Raw genomic sequence first — 19,262 nt, 5'->3', positions numbered from 1 at the left:
CGGTCCTCACAGGGCGGGTACGCCGAGGCGGTCGAGCAGGCGGCGGCGCAGCGCGCCGAAGGCCGGATCGTCGGGGGACCGGGTGGGCCCGAGGTGAACGGGCAGTTCCTCGGCGATGACACCCGCTTCCAGGACGAGCAGGCGGTCGGCGAGCAGCAGTGCCTCCTCCACGTCGTGCGTGACCAACAGCGCGGCGAAGCCGTGTTCGGCCCGTAACCGGCGCAGCAGGCCCTGCATCCGGAGCCGGGTGAGCGCGTCGAGCGCGCCGAACGGCTCGTCGAGCAGCAGCAGGTCCGGCTCGCGGACCAGCGCCCGCGCGACCGCCACCCGCTGCGCCTGCCCGCCGGAGAGTTCGGCGGGCCAGGCCCGGTGCCGCTCGGCGAGGCCGACCTCCGCCAGCGCCCGGGCGACCCGCTCGGCCACGTCCGGACCGCTCAGGCCGAGCGCGACGTTGTCCGCCACCCGCTTCCACGGCAGCAGACGGTGTTCCTGGAACACCACCGCCGCCCGGCCGCGCAACGTGATCTCGCCGGTGGCCTCGTCGTCGAGGCCGGCGAGCACCCGCAGCAGGGTGCTCTTGCCGGAGCCGCTGCCGCCGAGCAGGGCCACCACTTCACCCGGTGCGATGCGCAGACCTACGCCGGTCAGCACCGTGGTGGCACCGAACCGGCGGCGTACGCCGGTCGCGGTGAGCACCGGCCCGGTCAGCCGGCCCGAAGTCCGCGACGCCATGTCAGCGTCCTCCTCTCCACGATCCGGATGGCGACGTCGGACAGCAGGCCGAGCAGGGCGTACACGAGCAGGCCGAGGACGACCACGTCGGTCTGGCTGAATTCACGGGCCTCCATCATCAGGAAGCCGACGCCGGTCTGGGCGTTGACCTGCTCGCCGACCACGAGGCTGAGCCAGGCCGCGCCGATGGCCAGCCGCAGGCCGAGGAAGAGCGCGGGCAGCGCGCCCGGCAGCACCACGTGTCGCAGCCGGGCGAGCGCTCCCAACCCGCAGGTACGGGCCGCCTCGACCAGCCGTTCGTCGATGTCCCGGATGCCGGCGTAGGTGTTGAAGTAGAGCGGGAAGAACGCGCCGAGGGCGACCAGGCTGATCTTCAACGACTCGCCGATGCCGACCCAGATGATCAGCAGCGGCACCAACCCGAGGTGGGGCAGCATCCGGGCCATCTGCACCGGCGGGTCGACCAGGTCGTCGCCGATGCGCAGCAGCCCGGCGAGCGCGCCGAGCAGGACGGCGAGCCCGCCGCCGATGAGCAACCCGATGCCGGCCCGGGTGAGCGAGTCGAGCAGGTGGGTCAGCAGGGTGCCGTCGCGGGTCAGTCGCCAACCGGTGGCCAGCACCGTGCTGGGGGCGGGCAACTTCTCCGCGGCCAGCAACCCGGACCGGGCCGCCAGTTCCCACCCGAGGACCAGCAGCAGCGGGGTGGTCGACCGACGCCAGGCCAGGCCGCGTCCAGACCGTCCGGGTACGCCCGGTGCGGTGGCCGGGGCGGTGACCGGTGTCGGCCGTACGGCGGTCGCCCTGGTCACTCGAACACCTCGGTGAAGCGCCCGTCGATCCGGGCCCGGATGTCCACCGTCCCGGGGATCAGGTCGAGGGTGGTGAACCCGTCCGCGATGGCCTGCAACTCGTCGCCGACGGCCGGGGTGACCGGTGCCAGCGCGCGGGCGCTACGGGCCAGCGCCCGGCTGGTGACGTCCTTGGGGATCTTCAGTTCCGGGGCGAGCACCGCGGCGCGTTCGGTGGGGTTGGCGATACCCCAGTCGGTGACCGTGCGGTAGGTGCGCAGGAACGCCTCGATCTGCGGGGACTTGTGCGTCAACGCGTCCGGGTGGGCCAGCACGTACTCGCGGTTGCTGGCCAGGCCGGTGGCGTCGGCGAGGATCCGCACCCCGGGTCGCTCGGCGAGGGCGAAGTAGGGATCCCAGATGATCCAGGCGTCGACCTGCCCGTTGTCGAAGGCGGGCCGGGCCTCGGCGGGCTTGAGGTACTTGACGTTGATGTCCGACAACGTCAGGTTGTTGGCCTCCAGCAGGCGGACCAGCAGCCAGTGCACGTTGGAGCCCTTGTTGAGCGCCACCGTACGGCCCTTGAGGTCGGCGAAGGTACGCAGGCCGGAGTCCTCCTTGACCAGTACGGCCTCGCCCTGCGGGACCGGCTCCGAGGTCCCGATGATCTGGAACGGAATCCGGCCGGCGGCGGCGAAGATCGGCGGCGCCTCTCCGGTCTGGCCGATGTCGATGGAGCCGGCCTTGAGCGCCTCGGTCAGCGCCGGTCCGCTCTCGAACAGCGACCACTCGGCGTCCGGCGCTTCACCTCGGGCCTTGACCAGGCTCAGCCCGCCGAAACGCTGGTAGCCGATGCGCAGTCGGGGCGACTCGTCGCCGCCGGCCGGATCGTCGGCGCAGCCGGTCAGCGCCCCGACGGCGACCAGGGAGAGCACCGTCAGGGCGGCGGTGACGACGCGGGAACGGCGCGGGGCAGGGGTACGCATGAGCACTCCTCGACGGCGAAAGGGTCCCGCGGACATCGATGAGGTCCAGCGGCGACGACAGCCTACTAACTCGATAGGTTTTATGGGTAGTCTGTTCGCGTGGTCGTTCCCGAGCGCATTGAGGACGGCCGGTCGGAGCAGCCAACCCGCGCCCGGAGGATCGAGCCATGTTGACCTTCCACTGGTTCCTGCCCACGTACGGCGACAGCCGGGACATCGTGGGCGGCGGTCACGGCGTGCCGGTGGGCAGAGCCGGTGGCGCCCGTCCGCCGACCGTCGCCTATCTGGGCCAGATCGCCCGTACGGCCGAGCAGTTGGGCTTCGTCGGCGCCCTGACGCCCACCGGCGCCTGGTGCGAGGACGCCTGGCTGAGCACCGCCATGCTGACCGAGGTCACCGAGCGGCTGAAGTTCCTGGTGGCCTTCCGCCCAGGCATGCTCTCACCGACCCTGGCGGCGCAGATGGGCGCCACCTTCCAGCGCCTCTCCGGTGGGCGGTTGCTGGTCAACGTGGTCACCGGTGGCGAGGCCCACGAGCAGCGCGCCTACGGCGACTTCCTGGACAAGGACGCCCGGTACGCCCGTACCGACGAGTTCCTGACGGTGGTGCGGGCGCTGTGGGGCGGTGCGACGGTCGACCACGACGGGCCGCACGTCCGGGTCGAACGGGCGCGACTGGCCCGGCTGCCCGACCCGGTGCCGCCGGTCTACTTCGGAGGGTCGTCGGCCGCCGCCGGTCCGGTCGCCGCCCGGCACAGCGACGTCTACCTCACCTGGGGTGAGCCGCCCGCGCAGGTGGCCGCGAAGCTCGACTGGATCCGAGGGCTGGCCGCCGAAGCCGGACGCGACGTCCGGTTCGGCATCCGGCTGCACGTCATCGCCCGCGACACCAGCGAGGACGCGTGGGCGCAGGCCCGCCGGCTGCTCGACGGCATCGCCGACGCCGACATCCAGGCTGCCCAGGAGGGGCTGCGTCGCAGCGAGTCGGAGGGGCAGCGCCGGATGCTCGACCTGCACGGCGGGTCCCGTGACGGCCTGGAGGTCTCGCCGAACCTCTGGGCCGGCGTCGGGCTGGTCCGCGGCGGCGCGGGCACCGCCCTGGTGGGCAGCCACATCGAGGTGGCCGACCGGATCGCCGAGTACCACGCCCTCGGCATCGACGAGTTCGTCCTGTCCGGACAGCCTCATCTGGAGGAGGCGTACTGGTTCGGCGAGGGAGTGCTGCCGGTGCTGGGTGAGCGTGGCCTGTGGCGGCACCCGGCCCGACCGGCGGTCACCGTGCCCGAACCGACCGGCATCCCGTTCGCCACCCCACCGGTGCCGGCGGGGCGTGGCTAGCGGGGTCGTCGCGCGGAACCGGGCAGGTCAGCCGGCGTGGCGGGCGAAGAAGTCGGCCAGCACCTCGGTGTGCGTGGAGAAGGCCAACTCGGTCGGCCGGGTCAGCACCAACCATTCGGTGGCCTCCGCCGTGGGGGCCGAGGCGGGCAGCTCCTCGATCGGGCGGGGCGGCAGTTCACCGAAGACGAGCAGGGTGCCGCCCGCCGGCGCGTTCTGCACCGCGACGAGGTCGACCTGGTCCGGGTCGGCGAGCAGCCCGGTCTCCTCCCGCAGTTCACGCACCAGCGCCTGCGCCCACCGCTCGCCGTACTCGATGAAGCCGCCGGGCAGGGCGAGCAGCCCACGGGCGGGCTCGATGGCACGCCGCACGGCCACCACACCGATACCGTCCGGGGTGAGCACCGGCAGCAGCGCCACCGCGACGGGCAGCGGATTGCGCCACACCGTCTGACCGCAGTTCGCGCAGAGCCGGGGCCAACCGGCCGCCGCGGAATATGCCGTGCCGCAGTACGAGCAGTGCGAGTAGGCCACCCCGGTCATGTCGATGCACATTACGCCCCGCCGGCCCGTGGTCGCCGGCCCGGGGCGGGGTCGACCGTCCAGTGTGGTCAGGTGGTGATGCGGGCGTTGCCGATCGCGTCCATCCGCCCCCACCGTCCGGGGATGTCGAGCAACTCGATCCGGCCGAAACGCTGCGGGATGGCGGGGTGGACCACCAGGTGTTCGCCGTACGGTTCGAGGCCGAGCAGGGTACGCAGCAGCAGGAAGGTCGAGCCGGTCGCGGTCGCCTGCGGGCTGTTCGCCGCCGGATACGGCACGGGATAGCGGGTCAGCGCCCGGTCGTAGCCGGCGAACGACTCCGGCATCCGCCCGCCGAAGTGCTGGGCGGCGTCGATGACGCCCTCGGCGATGATCCCGGCCTCGGCGACGAAGCCGTACCGGCGCAGCCCGGCGGCGATCAACGCGTTGTCGAACGGCCACACCGTGCCCAGGTGATAGCCGAGCGGGTTGTACCTGGCCTGTCCGGTGCCCAGCGTCCGCACTCCCCAGCCGGAGAACATCTGGGGCCCGAGCAGGTGTCGGGCCACCGCCGGGGCCCGGGACTCGTCGACGATGCCGCTCCACAGCAGGTGGCCCATGTTCGAGGCGAGGGCGTCGACGTGGTCGCCGTCCGGGCCGAGCGCCAGCGCGAAGTACTCGCCCTGCTCGATCCAGAAGTCCCGGTTGAACCGTTGCTTGAGCTCCTCGGCCTGCCGTTCCAGGCGGTCGGCGTACGCCGGGTCACCCCAGAACTCACGGGCCAGCCGGGCCCCACGACGTCGGGCGTCGTACGCGTAACCCTGCAGTTCGCAGGTGGCGCGGGGCAGTCCCGGCAGCCGGCCGTCGCGGTAGCAGATCGCCTCCGGCGAGTCCTTCCAGCAGTGGTTCATGGCACCGCTGTTCTCGTTGCGTCGCCGGTACCAGAGGTAGCCGTCGCCGCGGATGTCGCCGTACTCGTCGATCCAGTGCAGGGCCGCGCGGGCGGCCTCCTCCAGGTCGCGGACCAGCTGACCGTCGCCGGTCCACCGCTCGTACTCGTCGAGCAGTACGACGAACAGCGGCGTGACGTCCGCGCCACCGAAGTACGGCGACTGGGGCCGTTCCTCGAAGGCCGCCATCTCCCCGTACCGGAACTCGTTGATGATCTTCCCGGGTTCCTCGTCCCGGAAGTCGTCGAGCACCGTGCCCTGGTCCAGGGCGAGCAGCCGGAGCGTGGTGGCGGCCGTGCGGGGGACGAAGGGCAGGGTCTGGTAGCAGGTGAGGATGGCGTCGCGGCCCACGATGGTGGCCGACCAGGGCAGCCCGGCGGTGAGCATCGTCTCGTGCGGCATCGCGAGCGGGGCGAATCGCAGGCCGGCCAGGTCGGTCAGGCCGCGTCGATAGGTCGTGGTCAGCGGTTGCCAGTCACAGTGCAGTCGGGGCGCGTCGGCCAGCCACCGGCTCAGGTCGTGGCGCAACTGGGTGCCGACCTGGCCGTGCGTGTGCCCCAACTGTTCGCGTACGTCGGCACCGTCCGGGCGGAGGACCAGGCTCCGGACGGTCAGGGTCGTGCTCCACCGCCCCTGTCGGTCGACCTGTATCCGGTAGGTCATCCCCTGGTTGTCGACAGCTGCCGGTTCGGTGGTCGAGACCTCGGTGGCGCGGTGGAACCGTTCCCGCCGGTAGCCGAGCCGCAACCGGTCCTCGAACACCTCCCGATATCCGCGCAACCGCGTCGCCCGCGGCCAGACCACGTTGTAGATCGGCGCGAAGTCGCTGTCGATGTCGATGCGTAACACGTACTCGGCCGGCTCGCAGGTGTGGTTGAGCACGGTGAGGCGTTCGGTGAAGCTGCTGTCGGAGATCCACCGGTCCCGGATGATCGAGACCTTCGCGTCGACGTAGTGCGTCGGGTTGCCGGGGACCAGGAACAAGCGGATCTCGTAGTAGCTCGGCTCGTGGATCGCCAGCGGGTGCAACTGCTCGCCGTCGAGGGTCAGCCGCCAGGTGGACAGGAAGCGGGTGTCGAAGACGAAGAACCCGCTCGGGCTGGGCGGGTCGAAGGTCATGTCCCCGTTGTCCTCGCTGAGCGCGAAGATGTTGCCGTCGAGGATGCGTACCATCCGCTTCATGCGGGTTCCCGATCGTCCGCCGACGGCAGCATCGCCGCGACCCGCGGATGGCGGGCCCCCTTCGGCGGGGCGAAGAGGCGCTCCAACATGATCACGAAACGGAACTCGCCGTCCGCGGTGAAGTCGTTGCGCAGCCAGGCGGACAAGGGCTTGATCTCCCCGTGCGCCATCCGGAGGAACAACGTCTCGTCGGCGCCGATCACCGTGTCGGCTTCCACCGCGCCGCCCTGGGACACGGTGATCCGGCCCTGGTCGATGGTGACCAGCCAGTGATCCACTCCGCGGGGGTGGGCGAGATCGAAGCGCACGCTGCCGGAGACCTTCCGGAGCATCCGACCACCGCTATGGGTGAGATCGTCGAAAAACGCCCGAACCGACTCCGACATCGCACCAACTCCAAGGGTCCCGTCCGGCGACGATCGGCAGCGAAGGACCGAATCCGCGCGAACGGTCGGTCGGGTGGAGCGCAGACCCCGCCGCTGTTTGTCACTTTAGCGGCTTTGATCCTGGTACGAGCCCTCCTCGGCCGGGCCGTCGGCTCCGGCGGTTAGGTCCTCGATATTGCCGTTGGTTTGCCCTGCGAATGCGTCTATGGTGGTTCGATGTACCCCGTCGCGCTGATGAACCGCGTCGCCGTCGTCACGGCGACGCCGGTGCTGGCTGCGGCGGTTCGCACGGTCTGGGTTTCCGGGCAGGTTGGTCACGGCCAGCCGAGCCCCGCAGGTCGGAGCCCTCCGGGAATCGTCCAACCCACCGGACGACCAAGGGCGAAGCCAAAGGCTTCGGCCCTTTTCTATTTTCCAGGAGAGGGATCCGACATGAGCACCGACACGTTCGACCAGAAGTGGCTGACCGACCTCAGGACGACGCTGACGCACGAGTTCGAAACGCAGACCGCACGGCTGACCGAGTTGACCGCTGACACCGGCGACCCGGCCGAGGCACACACCAACGCCGCGTTGATCGCCGCCACCCGCCAGAGCCTGGCCCAGATCACCGACGCGCTGCGACGGATGAGCAGCGGAAGCTACGGCGACTGCGAGAAGTGCGGCACGGCCATCCCGCGTGAGCGCTTGGAGATCCTGCCGCAGGCCCGCTTCTGCGTGCCCTGCCAGCAGAAGCAGAACGGCTGACCCGGCACGGGCTGCCGGACCGGATCACCGGTGCGGCAGCCCGCCGTCGCCGGTCGCGGTGCCCTCCGCCCGGGTGGGGTCGGTCGGGCCCGCGATCAGTGAGGCGGTGACCGTGGCGGTCATGCCATCGCTGCGGTGAATGAGGGTCAACGCTCCGGTCAGCTGGTGAGCCAACCAGAGCCCCCGACCGCCCGGGGTGTCGGTGCCCGGCCGCTGCACGGTCAGGCCGACCCCGCCGGGCCCGTGGTCGCTCACCTCGCAGACCAGGCGGTCGGGATACCGGAGCAGTTCGAGACGGCCCCGGCCGCCGCCGTGCAGCACGGCGTTGGTGACCAGTTCGTGGACGGCCAGGACGAGATCCTCGGCCGCGTCGCCGCCCAGGCCGGCGGCGGCGATCCGCGCGGCGAGCAGGTGCCGCAGCGCGGTCACCGTCTGCCCGGTGAAGGACAGCGAGAGCAATGATTCGACCTCGTCACCGCCGGATGAGGCGCCGTCCGGGCCGTTGGCATCCGGTCGGTCGAGGTTGCTCATGCTGGCAGATTACGTCGTCCGGCGACATCCGCACCCCTTGCCCGACGGCAAGCTCCTGCGAGCGGGCGGTTCGGCGACGCTTCGCGGCCCCGAGGCACCGGTCGGGTGCGGCGGGCGTCGCGGTGGCCGCCGTGCCCTGGCCGTGCTTTGCTCTGCTTCAATCCGTTGCCACGCTCCGCCACCGCAGTCGGGTGCGGCGTGGCCGGACCGCGCCCGTAGTGGCCAGGGGCGCGACGAGCATGACAAGGAGATCCGGACATGGCTGACTTCGTCGGCGCCGTCGACCAGGGCACCACCAGCACCCGCTTCATGATCTTCGACCATGGCGGCAACGAGGTGGGTCGCCACCAGCTGGAACACCAGCAGATCCTGCCGCGGGCCGGCTGGGTGGAGCACAACCCGCTGGAGATCTGGGAACGGACTCAGACGGTGGTGCGTACCGCGCTGAACACGCACAGCCTGGCCGCCTCCGACCTGGTCGCGCTCGGCGTGACGAACCAGCGGGAGACCACGGTGGTGTGGAACCGGCGCACCGGCCGGCCGTACTACAACGCCATCGTCTGGCAGGACACCCGTACCGACCGGATCGCCGCGGCCCTGGACCGCGACGGTCGCGGTGAGATCATCCGGCGCAAGGCCGGGCTGCCACCGGCGACCTACTTCTCCGGTGGGAAGATCCAGTGGATCCTGGAGAACGTCGACGGGGTGCGGGCCGCCGCCGAACGCGGCGAGGCGATCTTCGGCAACACCGACACCTGGCTGCTGTGGCACCTCACCGGCGGCACCGACGGCGGTGTGCACCTCACCGACCCCACAAACGCCAGCCGCACCATGTTGATGAACCTGGAGACCCTGGACTGGGACGACGAGCTGCTGTCGTTCTTCGACATTCCCCGCGCGATGCTGCCCCGGATCGTCGCGTCGTCGGACCCACACGCCTACGGCACCACCGCGTCGGGCGGCCCGTTCGCCGGGACGGTCCGGATCACCGGCGACCTGGGTGATCAGCAGGCCGCCACCGTCGGGCAGGTCTGCTTCGCGCCGGGCGAGGCCAAGAACACCTACGGTACGGGCAACTTCATGCTGCTCAACACCGGTACGGAGATCGTCCGCTCGGAGTCGGGACTGCTCACCACCGTCTGCTACCAGTTCGCCGGCGAACGGCCGGTGTACGCGCTGGAGGGCAGCATCGCCGTCACCGGTTCCGCCGTGCAGTGGCTGCGCGACCAGCTGAAGATCATCAGGAGCGCCGCGCAGAGTGAGGATCTCGCTCGGCAGGTCGACGACAACGGCGGGGTCTACTTCGTACCGGCCTTCTCCGGCCTGTTCGCCCCGTACTGGCGCGCCGACGCCCGAGGGGCCATCGTCGGGCTGTCCCGCTACAACACCGACGCCCACCTCGCCCGGGCCGCCCTGGAGGCGATCTGCTACCAGAGCCGGGACGTGGCCGAGGCCATGGCACAGGACTCCGGGGTGGCCGTGGAGTGTCTCAAGGTCGACGGTGGGGTCACCGTCAACGAGTTGTGCATGCAGTTGCAGGCGGACATCCTCGGTGTGCCGGTCAGCCGGCCGGTGGTCGCCGAGACGACGGCGCTGGGGGCCGCGTACGCCGCGGGGCTGGCCGTCGGCTTCTGGAAGGACACCGACGAGTTGCGGGAGAACTGGAACGAGAGCCGCCGGTGGCACCCGTCCTGGTCGGCGGAGCAACGCGCGGCCGGCTACGCGGGCTGGCAGAAGGCGGTCCGGCGCACGCTCGACTGGGTGGACGTGGAGTGACCTCACCTTCGGTGGCCGGTCGTCGGCGGGGCGCGCCCGCTGACGGCCCGTTGCCGGGCATATCCGGCCGATGTGGCTTAACATCCCCGATGTCGGGCACGGGGGCCAGGCGTGGAGAGGGGCAGCCAGCCATGCGGGTCACGCGCGCGATCGTGGCGATCGTCGTCGTACTGTCGGCCGGGGTGTTGGCGGGATCGGCGAACGCGGCCGCGTCGTCACCGTTCACCGTGGTCAACGGATCCATCCAGCCGGCCACCGGGACACCGAAGCCGGCGTCGGGAACCCATGCCACCCTGTGGCGCAACACCAGTTACGCGCTGACCACCGTGCAGGGCGCAGGGACGCTTGTGGTGGGCGCGATCGGCGACCACTGCGAGGGATGGCCCACGCTGCGGGTGAGCGTGGGCGGCACCCCGGTCGGCGAGGTGACCGTGGTCAGCGCCACCGACTACGGCGCCTACCAGGTCGGCGCGCCGCTGCCCGCGGGACAGCACACCGTCCGGATCGACCTGATCAACGACCGCTACACCGGCGCGTGCGACCGCAACGCCCACCTGGCGTACGTCCGGACCGAGGCGACCCCGCCGACCGACACCACATTCAGCTTCGCGGTCGTCCCGGACACCCAGGAGGAGGTGCTGAACGCCGCGGACCACCGGCTGCGGCAGCGGATCGACTGGCTGGTGGCGCAGCGCAACGCGCTGGATCTGCGCTTCGTCACGCACTCCGGGGACGTGGTCAACTACGACACCCCGGACCACGTCCAGTTCGTGCGGGCGAGCAACGCGCTGCGTCCGCTGGAGCAGGCCGGGGTGCCGTACACGTTGGCCATCGGCAACCACGACGGGCAGGTCTTCGGCCCGGACGGCAAGCCGCGCAGCCCCGCCGGGCCGCTGCTGCGCGACACCGCCGTGTTCAACAGGTACTTCACCGCCGCACGCTTCGGCTCGGTGCAGGGCCAGTTCGAGGCGGGCAAGGTCGACAACGCGTACGCCACCTACACGGCCGGGGGAGTGCGCTGGCTGGTGCTGACCCTGGAGTTGTGGCCGAGGCGGGCGGCGGTCGCCTGGGCGCAGCAGGTGGTGGCCGCGCACCCGCGCCACAACGTCGTCGTGGTCACCCACCACTACCTGGAGAGCGACGCGAGCATCGGGCAGAGCGCCGGATTCGGTGCCAGCAGCCCGCAGTACCTCTTCGACAACCTGGTGCGGCGCTACCCCAACATCAGGTTCGTCTTCTCCGGGCACACCGGCACGGCGGCGTCGCGGGTGGACACCGGTGTGAACGGCAACCGGATCCACTCGTTCCTGCAGACCTTCCACTCCAAGCGGACCAACCCGGTCCGGCTTGTCGAGATCGACACGGCGGCCGACTCGCTGCGCACCTGGATCTACGCGCCGCACACCACCGAGAACTTCCCGGCCCACGAGCGCCGGTACACCGGTCTCGGTCTGGTGCGCTGATCCCGCGACCCGTGTCGCAAAACTATCTTGAAACGGTCTCTTTATTGTCCGACGAATTGAGATGCCGGTAGAGGGTCGCCCGGGACACGCCGCAGGCGGCGGCGATCTCGTCGATGGAATGCGTACCTGCCGCATGCATCCGGCGGGCCGCCAGCAGCTGCTCCGGGCCCATCGAACGGGGTCGGCCGGGTCGCCGCCGGCCCACCGCCCCGACCGTCGGCTCCACGCCGTCGCCCCGGGAATCGGCGGCGGCGGGTTCGTCGGCCAGCAGACGGCGTACGCCGTCGAGCATGTCCGCGCGCAGCACCGGCGCGGGCACCTCCATCAGGAACACCACCGGGTCGCTGCACATCGCGATCGCCTGCACCGCGCGGACCCGGTCCCGCCGGCTCGGGTCGGGGCCGGCGAGGATCTGGTTGGCCCGCATCGCGATGCGCAGCAGCCGCTGGTAGGTGCTGCCCTGATCGACGAGCGCGAGGTCGTGCAGGAGCAGACCGAGACGGCCGCGGTGTTCCAGCATGGTGTCCACCCAGCCCTCCAGCAGCGTCCACCTCGCCGGCCCGGGCGGCAGCGCCTCGGCGGCGTCGACCAGCCTCTCCAGGTCGCCGACCATCGGTTCGGCCAGGGCGGTGAGCAGGTGCCCCTTGCTGGGGAAGTGGTAGAGGATCGCGGCCTTGGTCAGCCCGAGCCGCTCGGCGATGCGGCGCAACGAGGTGCGCTGGTAGCCGTGCACGGTGAACAGGTCGAACGCGGCGCGCAGGATCCTCTCGCGGGTGCCGTCGGTCTCCGCCAAGGTCATACCGTCGAGGGTAGCCGCTCCTGACCGGCGGTCGGACAGACTCGCATCGAGCCCTTACCATCGGTCAGTGCAGTGAGTCGTGTCCGGTGCGGCGGGAGGCCCCCCATGTCCGTGATAGCCATCGACAACCTGGTCAAGACCTTCGGCAGCGTACGCGCCCTCGACGGGCTGGATCTGCGGGTGGAACCGGGGGAGGTGCACGGCTTCCTCGGCCCCAACGGCTCCGGCAAGTCCACCACCATCCGGATCCTGCTCGGCCTGCTGCGTCGCGACTCCGGGCAGGTGCGGGTCCTCGACGGCGACCCGTGGCGCGACGCGGTGACGCTGCACCGGCGGTTGGCGTACGTGCCCGGCGACGTCAACCTCTGGCCCAACCTCTCCGGCGGCGAGGCGATCGACCTGTTCGGCGCCCTGCGCGGCGGCCTCGACGAACGCCGCCGCGACGAGCTGCTGCGCCGCTTCGAACTGGACCCCACGAAGAAGTGCCGCACCTACTCCAAGGGCAACCGGCAGAAGGTCGCCATCGTCGCCGCCTTCGCCTCCGACGTCGAGCTGTACGTCCTGGACGAACCCACCTCCGGGCTCGACCCGCTGATGGAGGCGGTGTTCCAGGAGGAGGTCCGCGAACTCACCGCCGGCGGCGCCAGCGTGCTGCTCTCCAGCCACGTGCTGGCCGAGGTCGAGGCGCTCTGCGACCGGGTCAGCATCATCCGGGAGGGACGGATCGTGGAGTCCGGCAGCCTCACCGAGCTGCGGCACCTGGCCCGCACCACGGTCACCGTCGAGACCGTACGCCCGCTGACCGGGGTGGCCGAGCTGCCGGGGGTGCACGAGGTCCGCGCCGTCGACGGGCGGGTCCGGTTGGAGGTCGAGCCGGCGCACCTCGACACCCTGCTGGCTCACCTGCTCCGCTTCCAGGTCCGGGCCCTGACCAGCGCACCGCCCACCCTGGAGGAGCTGTTCCTGCGCCACTACGGCGACACCGTCACCGACGGCGGTGCCCGATGAGCACCCTCACCGGCACCGGTCGGCTGGCCCGGCTCGCCGTGCGCCGCGACCGGGTCCGGCTGGGCGTCTGGGTGCTCGGCGCCCCCCTGATCGGGTACGCCCTCGCCGAGAGTGTCGCCGGGCTCTACCCCGACGCGCAGACCCGCCTCGGCTACGCCGAGACCGCGATCAGCAGCGTGGTCGCCCGGGCCTTCAACGGCCCGATCGCCGGCACGGACATCGGTGCCGTGGTGGTCACCGAGTCGTACCTGACCCTGGCGCTGCTCGCCGCGCTGCTCAGCACCTTCGCGGTGATCCGGCACACCCGGCAGAACGAGGAGACCGGGCGGGCGGAACTGCTCGGCGCCGCGCCGGTCGGGCGGTACGCCCTGCTCACCGCCGCCCTGGTCGTGGTGGTGGGCGCCAACGTGCTGGCCGCCGGGCTGCTGGCCCTGGCCCTGATCGGCACCGGCCTGCCGGTCGCCGGATCGGTGGCCGCCGCGGCGGCGGTCGGCGGGGTGGGTGTCGCCTTCACCGGCGTCGCCGCCGTCACCGCCCAGCTCACCGTCACCTCGCGCGGCGCGAACGCCCTCGCCGCCGCCACGGTCGGAGTCGCGTTCCTGCTGCGTGCCGCCGGTGACGTGCTCGGTGAGCGGGCCGCCGCCGCGACCCGCCTGGACAGCGCCTGGCCGGTCTGGCTGTCCCCGCTGGGCTGGGGCACCCAGGTCCGGGCCTTCGGCCCGGAACGCTGGTGGGTGCTGGCCCTGCCGGTCGCCCTGCTCGTCGGCTGCGTCGCCGTGGCCTACCTGCTGGCCGAGCGTCGGGACGTCGGCGCGGGCCTGCTCGCCGCCCGTCGCGGGCCGGCCCGAGCCGCGTCCGGGCTGCTCAGCCCCGCCGGGTTGACCTGGCGGCTGCACCGGGGGGCGTTGACCGGCTGGGCGGTCGCGGTGGCGATTCTCGGTCTCGCCATGGGCGCGGCCGGGCACGAGGTCGACGCCATGATCGCGGAGAACCCGCAGGCGGCCGAGGTGATCGCCCAGCTCGGCGGCGGTGCCGAACTGGTCGACGCGTACCTGGCCGCGATGCTCGGGATCTTCGCGCTGACCATCGGAGCGTACGTGGTGCAGGCGCTGCTGCGGACCCGCACCGACGAGTCCGACGGCATCCTGGAGGCGCTGCTCGCCACGGCGGTCAGCCGTACCCGATGGCTCGGCACGCAGGTCCTCGGCGCGGTCCTCGGCGCGTCGGTGCTGGTGCTGCTGGCCGGGATCACCACCGGCCTCGGGTACGGCGTGGCCGACGGCGATCCGGTGGGCTGGACGGTCGACCTGGCCGGGGCGGCGCTGCTGCGGCTACCGGCGCTGCTGGTGGTCGCCGGGGTGGTCACCGCGCTGTTCGGCGCGCTGCCGCGCTTGTCGGTCGCACTGAGCTGGGCGTCGCTGATCGCGTTCCTGCTCCTCGGTCAGCTCGGTACGGTGCTCGACCTGCCGCAGGCCGCACTCAACCTGTCGCCGTACACGCACGTGCCGTCCGTACCCGCCGCCGACGCGACCGCAGCGCCGCTGCTCGCCCTCACCGCCGTGGCGGTGGTGCTGCTGGGCGCCGGGCTGGCCGCCTTCCGCCACCGCGACACCCCACGGTGACCGGCTCTTCTCGGGTGCGCTCCCGGCACGCCCACCGCGCGTCGACAGGCCGGTGCGGCGAGGCTCACTAGACTCGATGAGGTGGGACGAGGACGCTCAGGCCACGGCACGGGCGGTCCTGGCATGCGCGACCTGCTCACCCCGATCGAGACGGCCGTCCACCGGGGACACCAGGACGAGGCGCTGCGCCGGCTGGCGGCCGTCCCGGCGGACCTGCCGCTACCGGCGGGGTTGGCCTGGCGGCTCGGTGTGCTGCTGCACCAGCAGGGCCGGTTCGACGCGGCCGACGCCTGCTATCGCCGGGTCGACCTCGATCTCGACGACGAACACCCGTCGGCGTTGGCGGACCGTGCCCAGGTCCTCGCCGGCTGGGCCGCGACCCGCTGGGCCCAGGGCGACCAGGCGCGTACCCGGCAGTTGGCCACCGATGCGGTCGCCGTGGCCGAACGCAGCGGCGACGACGCGGCGGTGGCGGCGGCCTACCTGGCGCAGGCGCTGGCCGCGTTCGGCGACGGCGACCGCGCGGGAAACGAGCACGCGTACGCCCAGGCCCTGGCGGCGGCCGAACGCGCCGGCGACTTCGGGCAGCAACTGCGGATCCGGTGCAATGTCGGGTCGCGGCTGGTCGAGGAGGGACACTACCGACCGGCCATCGAGGAACTCGACGAGGCGGTCCGGCTCGGTGAGCTGCTCGGCCAGCAGATGCTGCTCGCGTTGGCGCTGCACAACCGCGCGGAGGCGTGGCTCGGCCTAGGTGACCTGCATCGTGCCCGCAGCGACGCGGACAAGGCGCTGGCCCGGTGGCAGCGGGCCGGTTCCCCGCTGGCTGCCTTCGGGCTGACGCTCACCGCCCGGGTGCACCGGGTGCGGGGGGCGACCCACCAGGCGGTGGCCGCCTACCGGGCGGCGCTGGCCATGGGAGAGCCGGATGGCAACGCGCAGGTGCTGGTGGAGGCGTGCGCCGGGCTCGCTCGGCTCAGCTACGCCGACGACCCGCAGGCGGCGGCCCGCCACGCCGAGCGGGCCCTGTCGCTGCCCAGCTCCGCCGGCCCCACCGTCGCCGAGTTGGCCGCCGGCTGGGTCGCCCTCTGCTCCGGAGACCCGCACACCGCCCTGCGGTACGGCGAACAGGTCCGCGCCGAGGCCGGTCGCCGGCGGGACACGGCGGGCCTGGCCGAGGCCGTGGAACTCGTCACCCTCGCCGCCCACCGCGCCAACCCCGAGGCGACCTCACCCCGGACGGTACGCCGACTGCTCGCCGACCTGGTCGAGGCGGCGACGATCTGGGCCGAGCTCGGCAACGAGTTCGCGCTCGCCACCAACGCCCTGCTCCAGGCCCGGCTCACCGGTGACCTGGTCGCGGAGCGGATCGCGTACGAGCGGCTGCGCCGCATCGGCGTACAGGACGGTGGCTGGCATGTCGCCGGGCCGTTGGCGGCGATCGGGCCGGCACCGGTTCCCGAGGTGGAGGTGCAGATCCTGGGCCAGTTCGCGGTGCGGCTGGCCGGCGCGACGGTGCCGGTCGGCAGCTGGCAGTCCCGCAAGGCGCGCGATCTGCTCCACATGGTGGCCGCACAACTCGGCAGACCGGTGGCCCGCGACGCCCTGGCCGCCGCGCTCTGGCCGCAGGCCCGCGCCGAGGTGGCGCTGCGCCGCCTGTCGGTGCTGATCTCGACCGTACGGGGTGTGCTCGACCCGGGTCGGCGACATTCGGCGGATCGTTACCTGATCACCGATTCGGCCACCGTGCAGCTCAGTACGGCACATGTGGTGGTGGACGCGTTACGTTTCCACGACGCGGCCCGGGCGGCCGTCGTCGCCGACACCGCGACCCCGCCGCCGACCGGCACCGCCGCCGACGACCGGTTGCTGAGCCAACTGGAGACGGTGGTGGCCATGTACGCCGGTGATCTCTGTGCCGACGACGAGGTCGTCGGTGCGGCGGTCCAGCGGCCCCGGGCGCTGCTGTCCGCGCTGCACCGCGAGGTGACCCACCGGCTGGCGAGGCGGTATCTGCACCTGGACCGGGCCGACGCGGCGATCGGTTGGTACCTGCGGCTGGTCGGCGAGGACGGTTACGACGAGCCGGCCCACCTCGGGCTGATCGGCGCGCTGTCGGCCGCCGGACGGCACGGTGAGGCCAACCGGCGCCATCAGGAGTACGTCGTGCGGATGGCCGAGATCGGTGTCGAACCGGCCGCGGCCGCGCTACCGGATCGGGCTCGCCTGAACAATTCCTGAACCACCCCCGAAGACCGCCGATCAGACTGCTCGGTGTCCGGACAGGGCCGTGGTGGACGCCGATGTGGCGGGTGCCGCGACGGTGGCGATGCCGGAGGCAGACGGGGGCGGTCAGCGTGTTCAGGTCGAAGGAGAAGACGATGGGACGGGTTCGAGGGCTGCTTGTCGTGCTCGCGGCCGGGCTCATGCTGACCGGCTGTGCCGGCGGAACGGACGACGGCACCGCCTCGGGTGGGGCGGAGACGCCGGCGGCGACCTCCGAGGCCGACGGCGGGCAGGTGCCGGACCAGGGCAGCGGCGGGACGAACACCGGGTCGGGTGACGGGGACCGCTGGTGCGACGCGGTGCAGGCGTTCAGCACCTCGATGGACCCGCTATTCACCGAGAGCGCGGGCAAGGCCGAGCTGGATCAGGCCCGTACCCGGCTGAAGGAGTTGAAGGCGGCGGCACCAGCCGAGATCAAGTCCGACGTGACGACGCTCGGCGAGTTCTACGCCGCGGTCATCGACGCCTCCGGCAAGAGCATGCCCGAGGACCCGGCGGCGTGGGCCCGCGTCGGCCAGACCACCGAAGGGCTGAAGACGGCGATGCCGCCGGTGTCGGACTACACCATGAAGCGATGCCCTGAGTTCGACGGGCAGTTGCCGACGGGGCAGTGACGACGGCCCCCGGGCCGCCGCTCAGAGCACCTGGGAGAGGAAGCGGCGCAGGCGCGGGTGCTGCGCCGCTTCGAAGATCGCGGCCGGCGGGCCGGCCTCCAGCACCACCCCGGCGTCCATGAACGCGACCGTGTCGGCGACCTCCCGGGCGAAACCCATCTCATGGGTCACCACCACCATGGTCATGCCCTGCGCCGACAGGTCCGCCATCAACGCCAGGACGCCCTTGACCAGCTCCGGGTCAAGCGCCGACGTGGCCTCGTCGAAGAGCATCACCTGTGGCTGCATGGCCAGCGCGCGGGCGATGGCGACCCGCTGTTGCTGCCCACCGGACAGGTGTGCTGGGCGGGCGTCGGCCTTCGCGGCCAGCCCCACCCGGTCCAGGTGTTGGCGGGCCACCGCCGCCGCCTCGTCCTCGCCGAGCTTGCGGATGCGCCGCAACGCGAGGGTGATGTTGCGCAGCACGCTCATGTGCGGGAAGAGATTGAACTGCTGGAACACCATGCCGACCCGCTGCCGCAGGGCGTCCGGGTCGTCGCGCAGCACGCTGCGCCCGTCCAGCAGCACGTCGCCGCGGTCCGGTTCCAACAACCGGTTGACAGTACGCAGCAGGGTGGACTTGCCCGACCCGGAGGGGCCGATCACGCAGGCCGTCGCGCCCCGGGCCACGTCCAGATCCACCCCGCGCAGCACCTGGTGACGCCCGAAGGCAAGGTGCACGTCGCGCAGGCTCAGACTGACCGAGTCGCTCATCGTTGGTTCCCTCCGGCGGCGCCGGGCAGCGCCAGGTCGAGGTCGTCGGGGTCGTCGTCGGCCGGGCCGGTGGCCGGTCGGCCGTGCCGCAGTCGCCGGTCGATCCAGTTGACGAAGTGGGTCAGCGGCACCGTCAGCACCAGGTAGAAGAGCCCGGCCAGCAGCAACGCCGACTGGTTGCCGGTGTTGGCGGCGTAGTCCTGCCCGATCCGGAACAGTTCCCGCTGACTGGCCAGCAGGCCGAGGAAGTAGACCAGGCTGGAGTCCTTGATCAGGGCGATCAGCTGGTTCACCCAGGCCGGCAGGATCCGCCGGATGCCCTGCGGAATGATCACCCGGCGCATCGCCTCGCCCCAGGAGAAGCCGAGCGCGCGGGCCGCCTCCAACTGGGTGGCCTCCACCGACTGGATGCCGGAACGGAAGATCTCCCCGATGTACGCCGACGCGATCAGCGACAGCGCCAGGATGCCCAGCGGGTACGGGTTGGGTCCCCACACCTGCATGCCGAGCGGGGCCAGCCCGACCCCGATCAGCAGGATCGTCGCCGCGGCCGGCAGCCCCCGGAACACGTCGGTCCAGACCCGTGCCGGCCACCGCAGCCAGCGGGTCCGCGAGATGCCCGCGACGGCCAGCACGATGCCCAGCGCCGAGCCGAGCAGGGCGGCGGTGACCGCCAGGATCAGCGTGTTCGGCAACCCGACAGTGATCATCTCGGGTAGCGCCTCGCGCATCGACTCCCAGTCGAAGAACGTCTCCCACAGGGTGCGCAACGGATCCACGGGT

General features: G+C 71.9%; 18 protein-coding genes. 8 read left to right on the top strand and 10 right to left on the bottom strand.

Annotated elements, in window-relative coordinates; all coding sequences use genetic code 11:
- Positions 1-6 precede the first annotated feature (6 nt).
- From JMF97_RS17315 to JMF97_RS17305, 3 genes are read right to left on the bottom strand one after another with little or no spacing between them, the layout of a single operon-like run.
- A complete protein-coding gene (locus tag JMF97_RS17315) occupies positions 7-732 on the bottom strand; it encodes an ABC transporter ATP-binding protein (protein ID WP_203222509.1) in 726 nt (241 codons plus the stop codon).
- Positions 705-1,541, bottom strand: coding sequence for an ABC transporter permease subunit (locus JMF97_RS17310; RefSeq protein ID WP_203222508.1), 837 nt, complete (start codon positions 1,539-1,541; stop codon positions 705-707). The genes JMF97_RS17315 and JMF97_RS17310 overlap by 28 nt, the downstream gene beginning before the upstream one ends.
- Positions 1,538-2,506, bottom strand: a complete 969-nt coding sequence (locus JMF97_RS17305) for an aliphatic sulfonate ABC transporter substrate-binding protein (protein WP_203222507.1) — start codon at positions 2,504-2,506, stop codon at positions 1,538-1,540. Before JMF97_RS17305 ends, JMF97_RS17310 begins: the two co-directional genes overlap by 4 nt.
- 167 nt (positions 2,507-2,673) lie before the next feature.
- On the opposite strand from JMF97_RS17305, the gene JMF97_RS17300 reads away from it, so the two are divergent.
- On the top strand, positions 2,674-3,843 hold the full coding sequence (locus tag JMF97_RS17300; RefSeq protein ID WP_203222506.1) for an LLM class flavin-dependent oxidoreductase: 1,170 nt from the start codon (positions 2,674-2,676) through the stop codon (positions 3,841-3,843).
- 27 nt (positions 3,844-3,870) lie between these two features.
- On the opposite strand, the gene JMF97_RS17295 is transcribed toward JMF97_RS17300, so the two are convergent.
- The 3 genes from JMF97_RS17295 to JMF97_RS17285 all read right to left on the bottom strand — a co-directional run bounded on the left by JMF97_RS17295 (position 3,871) and on the right by JMF97_RS17285 (position 6,826).
- Complete coding sequence (locus tag JMF97_RS17295; protein WP_203222505.1) at positions 3,871-4,383, bottom strand: NUDIX domain-containing protein; 513 nt, start codon at positions 4,381-4,383, stop codon at positions 3,871-3,873.
- A 68-nt stretch (positions 4,384-4,451) separates the two neighbouring features.
- Positions 4,452-6,494 carry an amylo-alpha-1,6-glucosidase gene (locus tag JMF97_RS17290; protein WP_203222504.1) on the bottom strand — a complete coding sequence of 681 codons (2,043 nt, stop codon included), beginning with the start codon at positions 6,492-6,494 and terminating at the stop codon, positions 4,452-4,454.
- Positions 6,491-6,826 carry an SCP2 sterol-binding domain-containing protein gene (locus JMF97_RS17285; RefSeq protein WP_203222503.1) on the bottom strand — a complete coding sequence of 112 codons (336 nt, stop codon included), beginning with the start codon at positions 6,824-6,826 and terminating at the stop codon, positions 6,491-6,493. The genes JMF97_RS17290 and JMF97_RS17285 overlap by 4 nt, the downstream gene beginning before the upstream one ends.
- A 486-nt stretch (positions 6,827-7,312) precedes the next feature.
- On the opposite strand from JMF97_RS17285, the gene JMF97_RS17280 reads away from it, so the two are divergent.
- Positions 7,313-7,627 carry a TraR/DksA family transcriptional regulator gene (locus JMF97_RS17280; RefSeq protein WP_203222502.1) on the top strand — a complete coding sequence of 105 codons (315 nt, stop codon included), beginning with the start codon at positions 7,313-7,315 and terminating at the stop codon, positions 7,625-7,627.
- A gap of 24 nt (positions 7,628-7,651) precedes the next feature.
- On the opposite strand, the gene JMF97_RS17275 is transcribed toward JMF97_RS17280, so the two are convergent.
- Positions 7,652-8,158: an ATP-binding protein gene (locus JMF97_RS17275; RefSeq protein WP_203222501.1), complete on the bottom strand. Its 507-nt coding sequence runs from the start codon at positions 8,156-8,158 to the stop codon at positions 7,652-7,654.
- 258 nt (positions 8,159-8,416) lie between these two features.
- Between JMF97_RS17275 and glpK the strand changes: the two genes are divergently transcribed.
- Positions 8,417-9,934, top strand: coding sequence for a glycerol kinase GlpK (gene glpK / locus JMF97_RS17270; RefSeq protein WP_203222500.1), 1,518 nt, complete (start codon positions 8,417-8,419; stop codon positions 9,932-9,934).
- A 131-nt stretch (positions 9,935-10,065) separates the two neighbouring features.
- A complete protein-coding gene (locus tag JMF97_RS17265; RefSeq protein ID WP_203222499.1) occupies positions 10,066-11,397 on the top strand; it encodes a carbohydrate-binding domain-containing protein in 1,332 nt (443 codons plus the stop codon).
- A gap of 22 nt (positions 11,398-11,419) precedes the next feature.
- Here the strand turns inward: JMF97_RS17265 and JMF97_RS17260 are convergent, their stop codons facing one another.
- Positions 11,420-12,196 carry a TetR family transcriptional regulator gene (locus tag JMF97_RS17260; RefSeq protein WP_203222498.1) on the bottom strand — a complete coding sequence of 259 codons (777 nt, stop codon included), beginning with the start codon at positions 12,194-12,196 and terminating at the stop codon, positions 11,420-11,422.
- Positions 12,197-12,301: 105 nt separating this feature from the next.
- On the opposite strand from JMF97_RS17260, the gene JMF97_RS17255 reads away from it, so the two are divergent.
- From JMF97_RS17255 to JMF97_RS17240, 4 genes are all read left to right on the top strand, one after another.
- Positions 12,302-13,204 carry an ABC transporter ATP-binding protein gene (locus tag JMF97_RS17255; protein ID WP_203222497.1) on the top strand — a complete coding sequence of 301 codons (903 nt, stop codon included), beginning with the start codon at positions 12,302-12,304 and terminating at the stop codon, positions 13,202-13,204.
- Positions 13,201-14,826, top strand: a complete 1,626-nt coding sequence (locus JMF97_RS17250; protein ID WP_203222496.1) for an ABC transporter permease — start codon at positions 13,201-13,203, stop codon at positions 14,824-14,826. The genes JMF97_RS17255 and JMF97_RS17250 overlap by 4 nt, the downstream gene beginning before the upstream one ends.
- Positions 14,827-14,949: 123 nt before the next feature.
- Positions 14,950-17,067 (top strand): AfsR/SARP family transcriptional regulator, encoded by a 2,118-nt coding sequence (locus JMF97_RS17245; RefSeq protein WP_203222495.1) that lies wholly within the window; start codon positions 14,950-14,952, stop codon positions 17,065-17,067.
- Between the two features lie 140 nt (positions 17,068-17,207).
- Positions 17,208-17,726 carry a hypothetical protein gene (locus JMF97_RS17240; RefSeq protein ID WP_203222494.1) on the top strand — a complete coding sequence of 173 codons (519 nt, stop codon included), beginning with the start codon at positions 17,208-17,210 and terminating at the stop codon, positions 17,724-17,726.
- Positions 17,727-17,747: 21 nt separating this feature from the next.
- Here JMF97_RS17240 and JMF97_RS17235 read toward each other — a convergent pair whose 3' ends face one another.
- Together JMF97_RS17235 and JMF97_RS17230 are read right to left on the bottom strand one after the other, a co-directional pair.
- Entirely contained in the window at positions 17,748-18,479 is a 732-nt protein-coding gene (locus JMF97_RS17235) for an amino acid ABC transporter ATP-binding protein (RefSeq protein ID WP_203222493.1), read from the bottom strand.
- Positions 18,476-19,258 (bottom strand): amino acid ABC transporter permease, encoded by a 783-nt coding sequence (locus tag JMF97_RS17230; RefSeq protein ID WP_203222492.1) that lies wholly within the window; start codon positions 19,256-19,258, stop codon positions 18,476-18,478. Before JMF97_RS17230 ends, JMF97_RS17235 begins: the two co-directional genes overlap by 4 nt.
- Positions 19,259-19,262 lie beyond the last annotated feature (4 nt).

It is taken from the genome of Micromonospora fiedleri, assembly GCF_016774385.1.
In the GTDB taxonomy this organism is placed as follows: domain Bacteria; phylum Actinomycetota; class Actinomycetes; order Mycobacteriales; family Micromonosporaceae; genus Micromonospora; species Micromonospora gifhornensis.
The sequence above is the reverse complement of the archived record's forward strand: the minus strand, read 5'-3'. Positions and strand labels throughout refer to the sequence as shown.